Annotated in this window: 20 protein-coding genes; 11 read left to right on the forward strand and 9 right to left on the reverse strand. The window is 74.3% G+C overall.

Features of this window, described 5'->3' with window-relative positions; all coding sequences use genetic code 11:
- The first annotated feature begins 116 nt into the window (after positions 1-116).
- The 6 genes from AC6H2I_RS27745 to AC6H2I_RS27770 are packed head-to-tail and all read left to right on the forward strand — an operon-like array spanning position 117 to position 5,415.
- Positions 117-1,151 carry an extracellular solute-binding protein gene (locus tag AC6H2I_RS27745; protein ID WP_497504018.1) on the forward strand — a complete coding sequence of 345 codons (1,035 nt, stop codon included), beginning with the start codon at positions 117-119 and terminating at the stop codon, positions 1,149-1,151.
- Positions 1,151-2,224 carry an ABC transporter ATP-binding protein gene (locus tag AC6H2I_RS27750; protein WP_497504019.1) on the forward strand — a complete coding sequence of 358 codons (1,074 nt, stop codon included), beginning with the start codon at positions 1,151-1,153 and terminating at the stop codon, positions 2,222-2,224. The genes AC6H2I_RS27745 and AC6H2I_RS27750 overlap by 1 nt, the downstream gene beginning before the upstream one ends.
- Positions 2,221-3,060, forward strand: a complete 840-nt coding sequence (locus AC6H2I_RS27755; protein WP_497504020.1) for an ABC transporter permease — start codon at positions 2,221-2,223, stop codon at positions 3,058-3,060. The genes AC6H2I_RS27750 and AC6H2I_RS27755 overlap by 4 nt, the downstream gene beginning before the upstream one ends.
- A complete protein-coding gene (locus tag AC6H2I_RS27760; RefSeq protein WP_497504021.1) occupies positions 3,057-3,854 on the forward strand; it encodes an ABC transporter permease in 798 nt (265 codons plus the stop codon). The genes AC6H2I_RS27755 and AC6H2I_RS27760 overlap by 4 nt, the downstream gene beginning before the upstream one ends.
- Positions 3,851-4,756, forward strand: a complete 906-nt coding sequence (locus tag AC6H2I_RS27765) for a polysaccharide deacetylase family protein (protein ID WP_497504022.1) — start codon at positions 3,851-3,853, stop codon at positions 4,754-4,756. Before AC6H2I_RS27760 ends, AC6H2I_RS27765 begins: the two co-directional genes overlap by 4 nt.
- A complete protein-coding gene (locus AC6H2I_RS27770) occupies positions 4,756-5,415 on the forward strand; it encodes an aspartate/glutamate racemase family protein (RefSeq protein ID WP_497504023.1) in 660 nt (219 codons plus the stop codon). The genes AC6H2I_RS27765 and AC6H2I_RS27770 overlap by 1 nt, the downstream gene beginning before the upstream one ends.
- Positions 5,416-5,430: 15 nt before the next feature.
- Here the strand turns inward: AC6H2I_RS27770 and AC6H2I_RS27775 are convergent, their stop codons facing one another.
- The 9 genes from AC6H2I_RS27775 to atpD are packed head-to-tail and all read right to left on the reverse strand — an operon-like array spanning position 5,431 to position 12,039.
- Positions 5,431-6,267 carry a F0F1 ATP synthase subunit gamma gene (locus AC6H2I_RS27775; protein WP_497504024.1) on the reverse strand — a complete coding sequence of 279 codons (837 nt, stop codon included), beginning with the start codon at positions 6,265-6,267 and terminating at the stop codon, positions 5,431-5,433.
- The gene (locus AC6H2I_RS27780; RefSeq protein WP_497504025.1) at positions 6,252-7,835 is read right to left on the reverse strand and encodes a F0F1 ATP synthase subunit alpha; all 1,584 of its coding nucleotides are present in this window, start codon (positions 7,833-7,835) and stop codon (positions 6,252-6,254) included. Before AC6H2I_RS27780 ends, AC6H2I_RS27775 begins: the two co-directional genes overlap by 16 nt.
- Complete coding sequence (locus AC6H2I_RS27785) at positions 7,810-8,604, reverse strand: F0F1 ATP synthase subunit B family protein (protein WP_497504026.1); 795 nt, start codon at positions 8,602-8,604, stop codon at positions 7,810-7,812. The genes AC6H2I_RS27780 and AC6H2I_RS27785 overlap by 26 nt, the downstream gene beginning before the upstream one ends.
- Positions 8,605-8,608: 4 nt before the next feature.
- Positions 8,609-8,851, reverse strand: coding sequence for a F0F1 ATP synthase subunit C (locus tag AC6H2I_RS27790; RefSeq protein WP_497504027.1), 243 nt, complete (start codon positions 8,849-8,851; stop codon positions 8,609-8,611).
- 12 nt (positions 8,852-8,863) lie between these two features.
- Positions 8,864-9,535 (reverse strand): F0F1 ATP synthase subunit A, encoded by a 672-nt coding sequence (locus AC6H2I_RS27795; RefSeq protein WP_497504028.1) that lies wholly within the window; start codon positions 9,533-9,535, stop codon positions 8,864-8,866.
- A complete protein-coding gene (locus AC6H2I_RS27800; RefSeq protein WP_497504029.1) occupies positions 9,532-9,834 on the reverse strand; it encodes an N-ATPase subunit AtpR in 303 nt (100 codons plus the stop codon). The genes AC6H2I_RS27795 and AC6H2I_RS27800 overlap by 4 nt, the downstream gene beginning before the upstream one ends.
- Positions 9,831-10,169: an AtpZ/AtpI family protein gene (locus AC6H2I_RS27805; protein ID WP_497504030.1), complete on the reverse strand. Its 339-nt coding sequence runs from the start codon at positions 10,167-10,169 to the stop codon at positions 9,831-9,833. The genes AC6H2I_RS27800 and AC6H2I_RS27805 overlap by 4 nt, the downstream gene beginning before the upstream one ends.
- A complete protein-coding gene (locus tag AC6H2I_RS27810; protein WP_497504031.1) occupies positions 10,166-10,624 on the reverse strand; it encodes a F0F1 ATP synthase subunit epsilon in 459 nt (152 codons plus the stop codon). The genes AC6H2I_RS27805 and AC6H2I_RS27810 overlap by 4 nt, the downstream gene beginning before the upstream one ends.
- Positions 10,621-12,039, reverse strand: a complete 1,419-nt coding sequence (gene atpD, locus AC6H2I_RS27815) for a F0F1 ATP synthase subunit beta (RefSeq protein WP_497504032.1) — start codon at positions 12,037-12,039, stop codon at positions 10,621-10,623. Before atpD ends, AC6H2I_RS27810 begins: the two co-directional genes overlap by 4 nt.
- Before the next feature lie 226 nt (positions 12,040-12,265).
- Here atpD and AC6H2I_RS27820 point away from each other — a divergent pair, with 226 nt between their 5' ends.
- The 5 genes from AC6H2I_RS27820 to AC6H2I_RS27840 all read left to right on the forward strand — a co-directional run bounded on the left by AC6H2I_RS27820 (position 12,266) and on the right by AC6H2I_RS27840 (position 16,520).
- Positions 12,266-13,330, forward strand: coding sequence for a LacI family DNA-binding transcriptional regulator (locus AC6H2I_RS27820; protein WP_497504033.1), 1,065 nt, complete (start codon positions 12,266-12,268; stop codon positions 13,328-13,330).
- Positions 13,331-13,503: 173 nt separating this feature from the next.
- A complete protein-coding gene (locus tag AC6H2I_RS27825) occupies positions 13,504-14,175 on the forward strand; it encodes an amino acid ABC transporter permease (protein ID WP_497504034.1) in 672 nt (223 codons plus the stop codon).
- Between the two features lie 11 nt (positions 14,176-14,186).
- Positions 14,187-14,840, forward strand: a complete 654-nt coding sequence (locus AC6H2I_RS27830; protein WP_497504035.1) for an amino acid ABC transporter permease — start codon at positions 14,187-14,189, stop codon at positions 14,838-14,840.
- Between the two features lie 31 nt (positions 14,841-14,871).
- Positions 14,872-15,678 (forward strand): transporter substrate-binding domain-containing protein, encoded by an 807-nt coding sequence (locus AC6H2I_RS27835; protein ID WP_497504036.1) that lies wholly within the window; start codon positions 14,872-14,874, stop codon positions 15,676-15,678.
- Between the two features lie 122 nt (positions 15,679-15,800).
- Positions 15,801-16,520 carry an amino acid ABC transporter ATP-binding protein gene (locus tag AC6H2I_RS27840; RefSeq protein ID WP_497504057.1) on the forward strand — a complete coding sequence of 240 codons (720 nt, stop codon included), beginning with the start codon at positions 15,801-15,803 and terminating at the stop codon, positions 16,518-16,520.
- Positions 16,521-16,528 lie beyond the last annotated feature (8 nt).

Consider the following 16,528-nt stretch of genomic DNA (forward strand, 5'->3'; position numbering starts at 1 on the left):
ATGCCGCTCTACATGTACTGTTTCAAACCGTTGATTTCCATCACGGAAGAAAAATGTGCACATTTGGCACGTGCCTTGCGTGGCGGCGTTGACCTCGCCCACAGGAGACCGCAGCCATGGCCACCACCCGTTTTCACCGCCGCACCCTGCTGACGACCGGCGGCGCCCTCGCCGCCACCCTGGCGATGCCCGCCATTGTCCGCGCCCAGCCCCGCGAGATCGTCATCGGCGGCCCCGCCGGGGCGGCGAAGTACTTCAACGCGGCGGTGTTTCCGGCCATCGCCAGGGCGCTCGGCGTGACCATCCTCTACGAGGGCTCGAACTCCCTGACCAACCTGCAGAAGATGCAGGCCGACCGCGACGCGCCGAAGTTCTCGGTGGTCATCATGGACGACCCGGTGATGATCCGCGCCGCCGACGAGGGGCTGATCGTCCCCATCACCGCCGCCGGCTCCCCCAACCTCGACCGGCTGGTGCCGGGGGCGGTGCACCGCGACGGGCTGTGGGCCAACTACCAGCGTCCCTGGGCCGGCATCGCCCACAACGCCGCGGTCGCCGCCCCGGCGTCGTGGGCGGACCTGTGGGCGCCGGTCCACAAGGGCCGCGTCGTCATCCCGTCGATCCAGAACACCGAGGGGTTCTGGAACCTGCTGGTGGCCGCCCACCTGGAGACCGGCAAGCCCTTCGCCGAGGCCCAGTACGAGGTCGACGCCGGGTTCCGCAAGCTGAAGAGCCTGGCGCCCAACCTGCTCACCGTCTACACCAACGCCCCCCAGGCCATGAACCTGCTGGAGCAGGGCGAGGTGGCGCTGATCGGCGGCCAGTTCTCCGCCTACACCCTGACGCGCAAGGCCGAGGGCGCGCCGGTCGACCTGGCGATCCCGAAGGAGGGCGGCTTCGCCATGCCATCCGGCATCGCCAAGGTCAAGGGCGGGCCGGCGACCGCCCTGGCCGACGCGGTGATCGACGCGTTCCTGGGCGCCGAGGTCCAGGCGATCCTTGCGGAGAAGGCGGTGGTGGCGCCCACCAACACGGCGACGCCCCGCCCCGCCGGCCACCCCGATCCGGCGACCCTGTTCGCCCCGGACTGGGGCTTTGTCGCGCGCGAGCGCGGCGCCTGGGCCGAGCGCTGGCAGACGGAGCTGCTGTGATGGTCCAGCCCGGCGATCCGGTCCACCTGTCGGTGCGGCAGGTGTCCAAGCGCTACGGCCGCACGCCGGTGCTGGAGGACATCGACCTGTGCATGGCGCAGGGCGAGCTGGTCACCCTGCTCGGACCCTCCGGATGCGGGAAGACCACCCTGCTGCGGGTGATCGCCGGGCTGACCGCGCCCGACACGGGCTGGCTGGCGCTCGCCGGGCAGGACATCACGCGCCTGCCGCCGCACCGGCGCAACGTCGGCGTCGTGTTCCAGAACTACGCCCTGTTTCCGCACCTGGACGTCGCCGGCAACGTCGCCTTCGGGCTGAAGGTGCGCAAGCGGCCCGCTGGCGAGATCGCCGCCGCGGTGGAACGGGCGCTGGCGCTGGTCCAGCTCGGCGCGCTGGCCGACCGGCCGGTGCGCGCGCTGTCGGGCGGCCAGCAGCAGCGGGTGGCGCTGGCCCGCGCCCTCGCCGTGGAGCCCAGCGTCATCCTGTTCGACGAGGCGCTCTCGGCGCTCGACCGCAAGCTGCGGGAGGCCATGCAGGGGGAGCTGCGGGCGCTGCTGCGCGCGATCGGGGCCACCGCGGTCTTCGTCACCCACGACCAGGAGGAGGCGCTCACCATGTCGGACCGGGTGGCGGTCATGCACCGCGGCCGCATCGACCAGCTCGCCGACCCGCGCACCCTCTACGAGCGGCCGGCCACCCCCTTCGCCCTGGCCTTCGTCGGCCAGTCCCTGCGCCTGCCGGGGCGGGTGGTGGCGGCCGACGCCGCCGGCTCGCTGGTGGAGACGGCCGCCGGCCCGCTGCGCGCGCCGCGCCGCATGCTGCCCGGCGTGGCGGTGGTCGTCGCCACGCGGCCGGAACACGTGCGCCTGGCGGCGGGTGAGAACACGCTGCGCGGCACGGTCAGCGCCATCACCTTCCAGGGGCCGCGCAGCGTCGTCACCGTCGACGCCGGCGGCCTGACGCTGACCGCCGAGCTGCCGGGACGCCACCCCCTGCCGGCGCCGGGGACCGCGGTCGCTGTCGGCTGGCCGGTGGCCGAAACCCTGCTCTTTCCGGCGGAGGATGCGGCATGAGGCACCCGCTGTCCCGCGGCGAACGCCGCGCCGCCGCCCTGCTGGCCGGGCCGGCCGGGCTGATCCTGCTGGCGCTGTTCGCGCTGCCGCTGGGCCTGCTGTTCGCGGTCAGCCTGCAGGGCCCGGAGGGCGTCAGCCTCGCCGCCTACGAGCGGCTGCTGACCACGCCCCACCACCGTGCGGCGATCGGCAACTCCCTCACCCTGGCCATGAGCGTCACCGTCATCGCGCTGCTGGTGGGCTATCCCGCCAGCTTCGCCATCGCCCGGGCCTCCGGGGTCTGGCGCAGCGTGATGCTGGGCTGCCTGTTCCTGCCGCTGGCCGCCAGCGTGATCGTCAAGGCGTTCGCGTGGACCATCCTCCTGCGCTCCAGCGGGGTGGTGAACAGCGTCCTCCTCGGCCTCGGACTCGTCGACCGGCCGGTGCGCATGATCTTCACCGAGACGGCGCTCGTGGTCGGCGCCGTGAACGTCTTCCTTCCCTTCATGATCCTGCCCATCTTCGCCGTGGTCGCCCAGGTCGACCGGCGCCTGGGCGAGGCGGCCGCGACCCTGGGCGCCAGCCCGCTGGTGGCCTTCGTGCGGGTGACCCTGCCGGTCACCATGCCCGGGATCGTCGCCGGGGTGGCGCTGGTGTTCTCGCTGTCGGTGTCGGCCTATGTGGTGCCGACGCTGCTGATCGGGGAGCGCTTCCCGACGCTTGCCTCGACCATCGCCAAGGCCTATCTGCTGACGCGCGAGCCGGCGTTCGGCGCGGCCGCCGGGGTCGTCCTCCTGGTGATCGCCGTCGCCGTGGTGGCGCTGGCGAGCCGGATCGGCGGGGAGGGGCGGGCATGAGGACGCTGGCCCTGGCCCTCTGCTGGACCCTGGCGGTGCTGGCCTGCCTGTTTCTGCTGGCGCCCCTGGCGGTCATCGCCGCGGCCAGCCTGTCGCCCACCCCGGTGTTCGACCTGCCGGTCGGCGGGGCGTCATGGGCGTGGTACGGCCGCATCGCCACCCTGGACGGGTTCTGGCCGGCGCTGTGGCTGTCGGCGCAGATCGCGCTGCTCTCCACGGCGCTGGCGATGCTGGCGGGCACGCTGGCCGCGGTGGCCATCGCCCGCGGCCTGGTGCCGGGCTCCGCCGCCTTCGCCGCCGCCCTGGTGTCGCCGCTGATGATGCCCGGCCTGGTGCTGGGCATCGCGCTGCTCCAGTACTTCCGCGGCCTCGGCCTCACCGCGGGCTGGCCGGCGCTGCTGCTCGCCCATCTGGTGGTGACGCTGCCCTACGTGGCGCGGACCATGATCGCCGGCATGGCGCGCTTCGACTTCACCCTGATCGAGGCGGCCCGGACCCTGGGCTGCACCTGGGGGCAGAGCGTGGTCCGGGTGATGATCCCGGCCCTGGCGCCGTCCTTCCTGGTGGCCGGGCTGTTCAGCTTCCTCGCCTCCTTCGACAACTACCCCGTGTCGATCTTCCTCACCGACGTCCGGACCAAGACCTTGCCCATCAAGATGCTCCAGTACATCGAAGAGGCGCCGGACCCGACCCTGGCCGCGCTGTCCACGCTGATCCTGCTCGGCACCCTGGCGCTGCTGGTGGTCGCCGACCGCATGGTCGGGCTGTCGCGCATGGCGGGAACGGCGGAATGAGCGCTGCCGGGGCCGTGGCCCGCGACCTCCTGGGCTACGCCGGCCAGCCCCCCGACCCGGCGTGGCCGGGCGGGGCGCGGCTCGCCCTGTCCTTCGTGCTGAACTTCGAGGAGGGGGCCGAGTTCTCGGTGCGCGACGGGGATCCCCGCAACGAGGCGGTCTACGAGGTGACCGACCGCCGCGACGGGCCGGACCCGTGCATCGACAGCCATTTCGAATACGGCACCCGCGCCGCCTGGTGGCGGATCATGGCGCTGTTCGAACGTTTCGGCTATCCGCTGACCGTCAGCGCGTGCGGCCGCGCGGTGGCGCGCCTGCCGGCGCTGGCCGGCGACGCGGTGGCCCGCGGCCATGAGGTCGCCGCCCATGGCTGGCGCTGGGAGAGCCATGCCGGCATGGACGAGGCGGCCGAGCGCGCCGCCATCGCCCGCACCGTGGCGGCGATCCGCCAGGCGACCGGGGTGCGGCCGGTGGGCTGGCACACCCGCTCCGCCGCCTCGCCGGCGACCCGCCGCCTGCTGGTGGAGGAGGGCGGATTCCTCTACGACAGCGACGCCTACAACGACGACCTGCCCTACGACGTGGCGGTCGCCGGGAAACGCCACCTGGTCCTGCCCTACGCCTTCGACACCAACGACATGCACTACTTCCACACCCAGCGCTTCGCCGGCGCCGACTTCGCCGACTACGTCACCGACGCCGCCGACTGGCTGCACGGCGAGGGCGGGCGCATGCTGTCGGTCGGGCTGCACCTGCGCATGATCGGCCGGCCCGGCCGCATCGGCGCGCTGGCCCGCATCCTGCGCCACGTCGCCGCCATGGACGGGGTGTGGGTGGCGCGCCGCGCCGACATCGCGCGCCACTGGCTGGCCACGGTCGCCCCGGCGGGGCGGGGGCGGTGATGCGCATCCTGGTCGCCAACCCCAACACGTCCGCCGTGGTGACGGCGCGCCTGGTGGCGGCGGCGCGCGCCGCCGCCGGGGCCGCCGCCGAGATCGTCGGCGCCACCGCGCCCTTCGGCGTGCCGGCCCTGGAGACCCCGGAGGACCTGGCCATGGCCGCCGACGCGGTGCTCGCCATGCTGGGCAGCCGGCCCGGCTGCGACGGCGCCGTCGTCGCCGCCTTCGGCGACCCCGGGCTGCGCCGTGCCCGCACCCTGGCGGGCATTCCCGTGCGCGGGCTGGGCGAGGCGGGGTTGCGGGCGGCGGGCGCGGGCGGCCGGCGCTTCGCCATCGTCACGGTCGGGCCGGCGATGGGCCCGGCCATCGCCGCCCGGGCGGCGGCGCTCGGCCTCGACGGGCAACTCACCGGGATCGCCTTCCTCGACGGCGGCGTGCTCGACGTGGCGCAGGCGCCGGAGCGCTTCCACGCCGCCATCCTCCAGGCGGCCGCCCGGGCGGCGCCGGCGGCCGACGCGGTGCTGCTGGGCGGCGCCCCCTTCGCCGGGCTGGCGGCCCGCCTCCAGGACGCCGCCGCCGTGCCGCTGGTCGACGGGCTGGCGGCGGCGCTGGCCGCCCTGCTGGAACGCCGGCCGGCGCCGCCGACGCGCCAGGATCCGTGAGCCGCGGCGGTGCGTTCACCCCGCGCCGGCCACCAGCTCCAGCAGTTCCGCGGTGATCGCCTCCTGGCGCAGGCGGCGCTCCAGGTGGGTCATCGCGTCGAGCCGGGAGGCCACGTTCTGGCTGGCCGCCAGCATGACGCTCAACCGGGCGGCGTTCTCGCTGGCGAAGCTCTCCATGGCGGCGTGGGCGAGCTGGGCGAAGACGTGCTCGTCGGCCAGCCGCTCGGCCAGGGCCGCCGCGGCCAGGCCGAGCAGGGGCGGCGCTCCGGGCGCGGGGCCGAACTGGGCGGGATCGACGGGGAACAGGGCCTGGCGCGTCACCACCCCGTCGGGGCGGCGGCGGTAGAGCAGCTCGACCCGCTGCACCGCGCCGGCGGCGGTGAGCGCGCAGAGGCGGTCGGCGAGGCGGCGGGCCACCGCGGTGACGCCGCCGGGCTGGGTCGCCATGGCAATGGCGTGATCGGCCGGCAGGCCGTGCTCGGCCAGCGCCGCCGCGGCCCGGGTCCCGGCCACCAGCAGCACGCGGCGGCCGCCGGCGGCGGCCCGGTCGGCCAGCGCGTGCCCGATCAACGGGTCGTTGAAGGCGCCGACGAAGCCGTGCTCGGCGCCGAACAGCACCAGCCCGCACGCCCCCCGATGGCCGCCGCCCGGCGGGGCGGCGCCGTCGGTCATGGCGGCGAGCGCCCGGGCCAGGGCGTTGCCGACCACCGCGGCGTAGGCCCGGGTGCCGCCGAGGGCGGCGCTCGCCTGCTGAAGGCGCACCGCCGCCAGCGCCCGCGTGGCGTCGATCACCCCGCTGAGGTCCGCCATGGACGCCCGGCGGGCCTCGACCTCGCTCAGACGCTCGGACATGGCGTGCCCCCCAGCGCCCACCGCGCCGCGCCGAGCAGCGCGGTCCGCGTGGCGTCGTCGAGGGGACCGCCGGCCGCGACCCGGGCGGCCGCGGCGCCGGCGTCGATACCGGCGTCGTCGAGGGGCCCGCCGGTGCCGGCGGGGAGGGCCCCACCGGTGCCGGCGGCGAGGCGGGCGGCGAGGGCGTCGCGGACGGCGGCGATCCGGTCCACCGGCACGCCGTCCAGCAGCCGCTCGTTCAGCGCCAGCAGCAGCGCCGCCTCCAGCCCCGCCGCCAGGGGCGCCAGGCGCGGCTGCGCCAGCAGGGCGCGCAGGCGCCGGCCGTGCTCGACGATGGCCCGGGTGCGCGCGTCGGCCATGCCGCCGAAGCGGGTGAACGCCTCCAGCTCGGTGAACTGGGCGTAGTCGAGGCGCAGGCTCTCGGCCAGCGGGCGCAGGGCGGGGGTCTGCGCCTTGCCGCCGACCCGCGACACGCTGCGGCCGGCATCCACCGCCGGCTTCTGCCCCTCGTGGAACAGCTTGGCGTCCAGCACGATCTGCCCGTCGGTGATGGAGATGAGGTTGGTCGGGATGTAGGCGCTGAGGTTGCCGGCCTGGGTCTCGGCGATGGGCAGGCAGGTCAGCGACCCGCCGCCCCGCGCCGGCGCCAGCTTGGCCGAGCGTTCCAGCAGCCGGGCGTGGAGGTAGAAGACGTCGCCGGGGTAGGCCTCGCGGCCCGGCGGCTGGCGCAGCAGCAGGGCGATCTGGCGGTGGATGGCGGCGTGCTTGGTCAGGTCGTCGACCACCACCAGGGCGTGGCCGCCGCCGTCGCGCACCTGCTCCGCCATGGTGAACCCGGCGTAAGGGGCCAGCCATTGCAGGCCGGGCGGGGCGTCCGGGGCGGCGACCACGACCACGCTGCGCTCCAGCATGGCGTGGTCGCGCAGGGACTCCACGACCGCGCGCACCGAGGACGCCTTCTGGGCCACCGCGACGTAGACGCAGACCACGTCGCCGCCGCGCTGGGCCAGCATCGCGTCGAGCGCCAGCGCGGTCTTGCCCACCGCGCGGTCGCCGACGATCAGTTCGCGCTGGCCGCGGCCGATGGGGAACATGGCGTCGACCACGGTCACGCCGGTGTGCAGCGGTTCGGCGACCGCGGCGCGCTCGGCGATCGTCGGGGCCGGCCGCTCGACCGGGTCGAGGCGGTCCGCGGCCGGCGGCGGGCCGCCGTCCAGGGGCCGACCCAGTGGATCGACGACGCGGCCCAGGAGCCCCGGCCCGACGGGCACGCGGACCACGGCGCCGGTGCCGTGCACCGCGCCGCCGGCCGCCAGCCCCGGCCCGTCGCCCAGCAGAACGCAGCCGATGGCGTCCTCGTCCAGCATCATGGCGAGGCCGGGCACCCCGCCGGGCAGCAGAAGGATCTCGTCGGCCCGCGCCCCCGGCAGCCCGGAGATGCGGGCGATGCCGTCGCCGACCCGCTCGATCCGCCCGATCTCCTCGAGCCGGGCGCCGGGCTCGGCCGTGCCGGCCCGGTGGCGGGCCTCCTCCAGCCACGCGTCAAGCGCGTTCGCGAGCGTCGGCATGACCGTCCACCTCCTTGGCCAGCCGCGCCAGGGCGTCCTGCCAGCTGTCACGGATCACGGTGTGGCTGACGTGCACCTCCAGACCCGCCAGCAGGGCCGGGTCCTCGGCGAAGGCGACGGGCATGCCGTCTCCCGCGGTGTCGCCCGCGGCGTCTCCCGCCGCGCGGCCCAGCGCGCCCGCCAGGGCGGTGCGCACGCGGGCCTGGGCCTGGGCGTCCAGCGCCGCCGCGGTCACCACCCGGACGCCCCGGGCCGCCTGCTCGCCCAGGGCGCGGCGCTCCGCCTCGGGCAGGGCGTCGAGGCGGGCCCGCACGCGGGCGAGGAAGGCGTCCGTCGCCGCGCCGGGCGCGGCCGACCGCAGCAGCGTGGTCGCCATGGCGCCGGCCAGGGCGAGGGCGCGGCCGCCCAGCCCGGCCAGCGCTTGCCGGCGCTCCTCCTCCAGGCGCGCGCGGGCCTCGGTGAGCAGGGCGTCGGCGGCGCCGCGGGCCCGGGCGACGATCGCCTCGGCCTCCCGGGCGGCGGCGGCCCGGGCGGCGGTGCGAAGGTGCTCCGCCTCGGCGTCGATGGCGGCGCGCGCCCCGGCGGCGTCGCGGCGCACCGCCTCGGCCCCGGCGGCGGCCGCGGCGGCCTCGTCGAGCAGGCGGCCGGCCTCGGCGCGGCGGCGGTCGATGGCGGCCAGCACCGGCCGGTAGAGGAAGCGACGCAGCAGCAGGACCAGGATCAGGAAGTTGATGGCCTGGAGCGCCAGCGTCCAGCCGTCGATGGCCATGGCGTCAGCCGACGAAGGGGTTGGCGAACAGGACGAGCAGCGCCACCACCAGGCAGTAGATCGCCATGGTCTCGATCATCGCCAGCCCGACGAACAGGGTGCGCGACAGCACGTTGGCGGATTCCGGCTGGCGGGCGATCGCCTCCATGGCGGCGGCCACGGCGCGCCCTTCGGCCAGCGCCGGACCGATCGCCCCGAAGGACACGGCCAGCGCGGCGGCGAGGATGCTGATCATCTCGATGGTCATGGGGAACCCCCTTCAGCTTTTCTCGATGCTGCCGATGGCGCCGCCGAGGAAGACGGCGGCCAGCACGGTGAAGATGTACGCCTGCACCACGCCGGTCAGGACCTCCAGCGCCATCAGCGGGATGGGGACGAACAGCCCGGCCAGCGTCAGCACCAGGCCGATGACGAACTCGCCGCTCATGACGTTGCCGAACAGGCGGATCATCAAGGAGAAGGCCCGCGTCACCTCCGACAGGAGGTTGAGCGGCAGCATCAGTGGCGTCGGCCGGGCGAAGCCGGCGAGATAGCCGCGCAGCCCGAGGCGCCGCACCCCGGCGACGTGGACCGACAGGAAGACAACCAGGGCCAGCGCCGCCGCCGTCTCCAGCGACGCGGTCGGCGCCTTCAGCCCGGGCACCAGCCCGGTCAGGTTGGCCAGCACCAGGTACAGGAACAGGGTGCCCAGCAGCGGCAGGTACGGGCGCGACGCCGTCTGCATGGTGTCGTCGAGCTGGCGCTCGATGGTGTCCACCACCGCCTCCAGCAGCGACTGGGCGGCCGAGGGCCGCAGCGCCAGGTGGCGGGTCAGCAGGGCCGACACCAGCGTCGCCAGCGCCATCAGGCCCCAGGTGGTGACCACCGGCAGGGCGATCGGCACGGCGCCGAGGTGGAGGGCGATGGGGGTGACCAGGGGCGAGTCCGTCATCGCCGCGCCTCCCGCCGCACCCGCCCGGCGCGGATTATCAGGAATCCCGCCAGCGCCCCCAGGAGCGCCGGCGCGCCGGCCAGGGCGGCGCCGAGGAACAGCGCCGCGGCGGCGCCGAGGCGGGCGGCGTGCAGGGCCAGCGGCCGCGCCACCCCCCGGCCGGCCAGCCACAGCCGCGTGTTGAGCGCCAGCGCCCGGAAGTAGAGGGCGCCGAACAGCGCGCCGGCGATGGCGGCGAGGACGGCGGCGAGGACGGCGGCGAGGGCCGCGGCGGGAACGGCGGCGAGCAGCGCGGTCATGGCTCCTCCTGACGGATGCGTGCCCACGCCATCCAGCAGCCCCAGGCCAGCCCCGCCGCGAGCAGCGACAGGGTCCAGAAGATCCGGCCGGAGCCGGCGTCGAGCCAGCGGCCGAGGAACAGGCCGGCCAGGGTCGGCACCACGACCAGCCACCCCAGCGACCCGATCAGCGCGAGGTTGCGCCCGATCGGGCGCTCGCCCTCGCGCCGCCAGCGGTGGCGGTGGCCCTGCTGGCGGCGCACCGGGCCGGCGAGGTGGCCGTTGCCGTCGCCGTTGCCGTTGCCGCCAACGCTGTCGCCAACGCGGCCGCCGCCGTTGCCCTCGCGCCCGCTCATGGGCCGCCTCCGCGCGTCGGCCGGGGCGGCTCGGGGCGGCCGGTCCCGTCGGCGCGCAGCGCCGCCACGAGATGGCGCACGGCCGCGAGGTGCAGGCGCTGCGCGCCGGTGCGGGCCGCCGCCTCCTCGTCGCGGGTGCGGGCGAAGCGGCTCAGCACCTCGTGCTCCAGCCGGTCCAGATCGTCGCCGGGCACCGCCTCGCGTGTCGCCACGGCGACCGCGCCGCCGCCGCTGACCGTCAGCACGCCGCCGCGCACCGCGCAGAAGCCTTCGCGGCCGTCGGCCCGGCGCCAGGACAGGACGCTGGGCACCAGCGCGGTCAGGAAATCGGCGTGGCCGGGACGGATGCCGAAGCCGCCGGCGGGATCCTCGGCGCGGACCTGGACGACGCCGTCGAGCGAGACGGCGACCGCGTCGGGGGTGGTGACGGTGAGCGAGAGTGCCACCGGGATCATCGCCCGCCCTCCCTGGCTTCCTTGGCCCGGGCGTCCGCCAGCGCGCCCACCATGTAGAGCGAGGATTCCGCCCAGTCATCGGTTTCGCCGTCGAGGATGGCCCGGCAACCGGCGATGGTGTCGGCCACCGCGACGCTGGCCCCGCGGTGGCCGGTGAACGCCTCGGTCACGGCGAAGGGCTGGGTGAGGAATCGCTGCAGGCGCCGGGCGCGGCGCACCGCCACGCGGTCCGGGGCGCTCAGCTCCTCGATGCCCAGCAGGGCGATGATGTCCTGCAGTTCGCGGTAGTGGGCGATCAGCCCGCGCACCGCCTCGGCGGTGGCGTAGTGCGCCTCGCCGACCGCCAGGGGGTCGAGAAGGGTGGAGGTGGAGGCCAGCGGATCCACCGCGGGGTAGAGGCCCTCGGCGGCCATCGGGCGGGACAGCACGATGGCGCTGTCGAGATGGCCGAACAGCTCCGCCACCGCCGGGTCGGTGAAGTCGTCGGCGGGAACGTACACCGCCTGGATCGCCGTCACCGTGGCGCCGGGCACCGAGGCGATGCGCTCCTCCATCTCGGCGATCTCGGTGATCAGGGTCGGCTGGTACCCGACCCGCGACGGCAGGCGGCCGAGCAGGCCCGACACCTCCGCCCCGGCCTGCACGAAGCGGAAGACGTTGTCCATCAGCAGCAGTACGTCGCGCCGCGCCACGTCGCGGAACCACTCGGCGATGGTCAGCGCGGTCAGACCGACCCGCCAGCGTGCGCCGGGCGGTTCGTTCATCTGCCCGAACACCAGCGCCGTGCGGTCCAGCACCCCGGAGCGGCGCATCTCCTCCAGCAGTTCGTGGCCCTCGCGGGAGCGCTCGCCGATGCCGGCGAACACGGAGATGCCGGTCTGGCGCGCCACCATGGTGTGGATCAGCTCGGTCACCAGCACGGTCTTGCCGACCCCGGCACCGCCGAACATGCCGCCCTTGCCGCCCCGCGCCAGCGGGGCCAGCAGGTCGATCACCTTGATGCCGGTCTCGAAGCGCTCGCGGTGCGGCGTCTGCTCCGCCAGGGCCGGTGCGGGGCGGTGGATCGGCCAGCGCGGCGTGGCCGCGGGAAAGGGCGCGCCGCCGTCGCCCGGCCGGCCCAGTGTGTCGACCAGCCGGCCCAGCACCGGGGCGCCCACGGGAACGGTGATGGGCGCCCCGGTGGCCCGCGCCGGCGTGCCGCGGGCGAGCCCGGCGGTGGTGCCGAGCGCGATGGCCCGGGCGGTCGCGCGGTCGACATGGGCCTGCACCTCGCACACCAGCGGGTCGGGCGCGTCCCACAGCACCTCCACGGCCTCCATCAGGGCGGGCAGGCTGTCGGGGGCGAAGGCGAGGTCGACCACCGAGCCGCGCACGGCGCGCACGCGGCCGGCCGCCGGCGGCGGCGTCGCTGGCATGAGCGACTTCCTCCCTGTGCGGTGCGGTGGGAAAAGCTTGGCACCGCCGGCCGGCGATGTCGTGAACGGGAATGGCATGGAAGAACTGTGGAATGGGCATGCGCCGCCGGCCGGCGGCGGCCGTACCCTTTTGGGCCCCGGGTGCGGCTTGACAGGGCGGTCGTCCGGGCGCACAAAATTGGAACGATCCAACATTCGGGCCAACAAAGCGATCGGTGGCGGCATCATGTCGGAGCAGGCCGGCGGCGCGGGGCGGGGGCGGGTGACGTTGCAGGACGTCGCGGTGCACGCCGGCGTGTCGCGCTCGACCGTGTCTCTGGTTCTGCGCGACAGCCCCCTGGTCGCCGAGGAGACGCGGCGCCGGGTCGCGGAGTCGATGGCCGCGCTGGGCTACGTCTACAACCGCGGCGCCGCCAACCTGCGGGCCAGCCGCACCAAGACCGTGGGGCTGCTGGTCACCAACATCGCCAATCCCTTCTTCGCCGAGATGACCGCCGGGGTCGACCACGTGCTGGACGCCGCGGGGATGGCGGTGTTCCTGGCCAACACCACCGAGGCGCTGGACAAGCAGGACCGCTTCCTGCGCCGCATGCGCGAGCAGAACGTCGACGGGGTGATCATCTGCCCCGTCGCCGGCACCGAGGCGGACCTGATCGCGCGGATGCGCGAGTGGGGCATGCCGTGCATCCAGACCCTGCGCTACGTCGCCGCACGCGACGGCGACTACGCCGGGTGCGACTACCGCTTCGGCATGGACCTGGTGACCGAGCACCTGATCCGCCTGGGCCACCGCCGCATCGCCCTGGTGGGGGGCGAGCGGGTGCACTCGGCGCTCAGCGACCGGCGCGCCGGCTTCGCCGATGCCCTGCGCCGCCACGGGCTGGCGTCCGACCTCGTCGTCAAGGCGCCGCTGACCCGGCGCGCCGGGGCCGAGGCGGTGGGCACGCTGCTCGACCGCGCGGACCCGCCGACCGCCGCCATCGCCTTCAACGACATCGTCGCCTTCGGCATGCTGGGCGGGCTGGCCGACCGCGGCATCGAGGCGGGCCGCGACTTCGCGGTGTGCGGCTTCGACGACGTGCCCGACGCCGCCCTGTCGCGCCCGGCGCTGACCACGGTGTCGACCCAGCCCTTCCAGATCGGCAAGGAGGCGGCGAAGCTGCTGCTGCGCCGCATCGCCGATCCCCGGGGCGCGCCGGAGCGGGTGATCCTGCCGACCCGCCTGATCGTGCGCGAATCCTGCGGCGGCGGCGGGCGGCGGGAACGGGCACCGCCGCGGGCCCGGGCGTGACCGGGGGCGTGACCGGGGGCGTGACCCGTTTTCGGGGTTGCTTGTTTGGATCGATCCAATTACCGTCGACGCGTTCCGTGACACGAACAATCCGGTCCGAAAGAACGCCCGTGCAAGGGTGACCACGCGCCGCGCCCATCCACCGGGCCGGTGGCAGCCGGGGGAGGAAACGGGTGGACTACGAGTTCCGGTTCGGCGACCTGCTCGCCTACACCGACGTCCTGCTGGCGGGGGCCTGGCTCACGGTCCAGCTGTCGGCCAGCGCCATGGTGCTGGGCCTGGTGGTGGCGATCCTCGGCTCGCTGGGCAAGACCTGGGGGCCGGCCCCGGTGCGCTGGGCGATCCAGGCCTACATCGAGGTCATCCGCAACACCCCCTTCCTGGTGCAGATCTTCCTGATCTTCTTCGGCCTGCCGGCGGTGGGCGTGCGGCTGTCGCCGGACGCCGCGGCGCTGCTGGCCATGGTGGTCAACGTCGGTGCCTATGCCATCGAAATCCTGCGCGCCGGCATCGAGTCCATCCACAAGGGGCAGATCGAGGCCGGCCTGGCGCTCGGCCTGAAGCCCTTGCAGGTGTTCCGCTACGTCGTGCTGAAGCCGGCGCTGCGCACCGTCTACCCTGCGCTGACCAGCCAGTTCATCCTGCTGATGCTGGGGTCCAGCGTCGTCTCGGCCATCTCGGCCGAGGAGCTGACCTCGGTCGCCAACAACATCCAGTCCCAGACCTTCCGCGCCTTCGAGGTCTACATCGTGGTGACGGTCATGTACCTGGGTCTGGCGCTGGCCTTCTCCGGGGTGTTCGCGGCGATCCGCCGCGTCGCCTTCGGTTACGCCGACCGCCGCTGACGGAGTGCGCGATGATCCGCCCCTTCACCCTCAACGAGGTCTGGTTCCTGGTCGGCGCCGTGCAGTGGACCCTGGCGCTGTCGGCCATCGCCTTCCTGGGCGGTGCGCTGGTCGGGCTGTTCGTGGCGCTCGCCCGCACCGCCGAGGCGCGGCCGCTGCGCTGGGCCGCCACCGGCTACATCCAGGTGTTCCAGGGCACGCCGCTGCTGATGCAGCTGTTCCTGGTGTTCTTCGGCGCCACCGTGCTGGGCTTCGACGTCAACCCCTGGGCGGCCGCGGCACTCGGCCTCACCCTGAACGCCAGCGCCTTCCTGGGCGAGATCTGGCGCGGCTGCATCCAGGCCGTGCCCAAGGGCCAGTGGGAGGCGGCCAACGCGCTGGGCATGGGCTACGTCACGCGCATGCGCTACGTCGTGCTGCCCCAGGCGGTGACGGTGGCGATTCCCCCCACCGTCGGCTTCTCGGTCCAGCTCATCAAAAGCACCTCGCTGGCCGCCATCATCGGCTTCACCGAGCTGACGCGGGCCGGCCAGCTCGTCAACAACGCCACCTTCAAGCCGTTTCTGGTGTTCTCCATCGTGGCGCTGCTCTACTTCGCCCTGTGCTGGCCGCTGTCCCTGCTCAGCAGCCATCTGGAGCGGCGCTACGCCGCCCCCACCCGTTAGCCAACAACCAAGACCTGGAGAGGATCCGCCCATGACCACCCGTTTCACCCGCCGCCTCGCCCTGGCGACCGGCCTGCTGGTCGCCACCGCCCTCGGCACCGCCGCCCTGCCGGCCGCCGCCGACACCCCCCAGGAGATCAAGGCGCGCGGCAAGCTGGTCGTCGGCATGCTCGTCGACTTCCCGCCCTTCGGCATCACCGACATCCAGGGCAAGCCCGACGGCTACGACGCCGACGTCGCCAAGGCGATGGCCGAGGCGATGGGGGTGCCGGTCGAGATCGTGCCGGTGACCGGCCCCAACCGCATCCCCTACCTGCAGACCGACAAGGTCGACCTGCTGGTGGCCTCGCTGGGCATCACGCCGGAGCGCGCCAAGCAGGTCGACTTCTCCGACCCCTACGCCGCCATCTCCATCGGCGTGCTGGCCGCCGGCAAGACGGCGATCGCCGGTCCGGAGGACCTCAAGGGCAAGAGCGTCGGCGTGGTGCGCGCCAGCACCCAGGACACCGCGGTGACCCGCGTGGCGCCGGACGGCGCGACCATCCGCCGCTTCGACGACGACGCCAGCGCCGTCCAGGCTCTGCTGTCGGGCCAGGTCGACGCCATCGGCGTCTCCAACGTGGTCGCCAAGGAGATCAAGAAGCTGGACACCGCGGCCAACTACACGATGAAGTTCGAGCTGAGCCGCCAGGTCCAGGGCATCGCGCTGCGCCAGGGCCAGCCCGAGCTGATGACGTGGGTCAACGACTTCATCGCCACGATCAAGACGAACGGCACGCTCAACGCGATCCACCGCAAGTGGCTGGACAGCGACCTGCCCGAACTGAAGAAGTCCTGACGCGCGCCATGCCCGCCCCCACCGCCCCCACCGCCCCCACCGCCGCCGCCCCCTCCGCCGCGGCCCCCTCCGCCGCCCGGCCCGGCGCCGGCCGCCAGCTCGGCGGCGAGCCCATCATCGTGATGGAGGGGGTGCAGAAATGGTTCGAGTCCTTCCAGGTGCTGAAGGACATCGAGCTGACGGTGCGGGCGGGCGAGCGCATCGTCGTCTGCGGGCCCTCGGGCTCCGGCAAGTCCACCCTGATCCGCTGCATCAACCAGCTGGAGCACCACCAGAAGGGGCGCATCGTCGTCGACGGCAAGGAGCTGGGTCGCGGCCTGCGCACCATCGACGCGGTGCGCCGCGACGTCGGCATGGTGTTCCAGTCCTTCAACCTGTTCCCCCACCTGACGGTGGTGGAGAACTGCATGCTCGCACCCCTGAAGGTGCGTGGCGTCAAGAAGGAGGAGGCGCGGGCCACCGCCATGCGCTACCTGGAGCGGGTGCGCATCCCCGAGCAGGCGGACAAGTACCCGGGCCAGCTCTCCGGCGGCCAGCAGCAGCGCGTCGCCATCGCCCGCGCGCTGTGCATGACCCCGAAGATCATGCTGTTCGACGAGCCGACCTCGGCGCTCGACCCGGAGATGGTCAAGGAGGTCCTTGACACCATGATCTCGCTGGCCGACGACGGCATGACCATGCTGTGCGTCACCCACGAGATGGGCTTCGCCCGCTCCGTCGCGGACCGCGTGATCTTCATGGACCGCGGCGAGATCGTCGAGGTCGCGCCGCCCGAGGAGTTCTTCGCCAACCCCCGCTCGGACCGCACCCGCACCTTCCTCGGCCAGATCCTTTCCCACTAGAAGACGCC

This window comes from Azospirillum sp. NS33, from assembly GCF_059703765.1.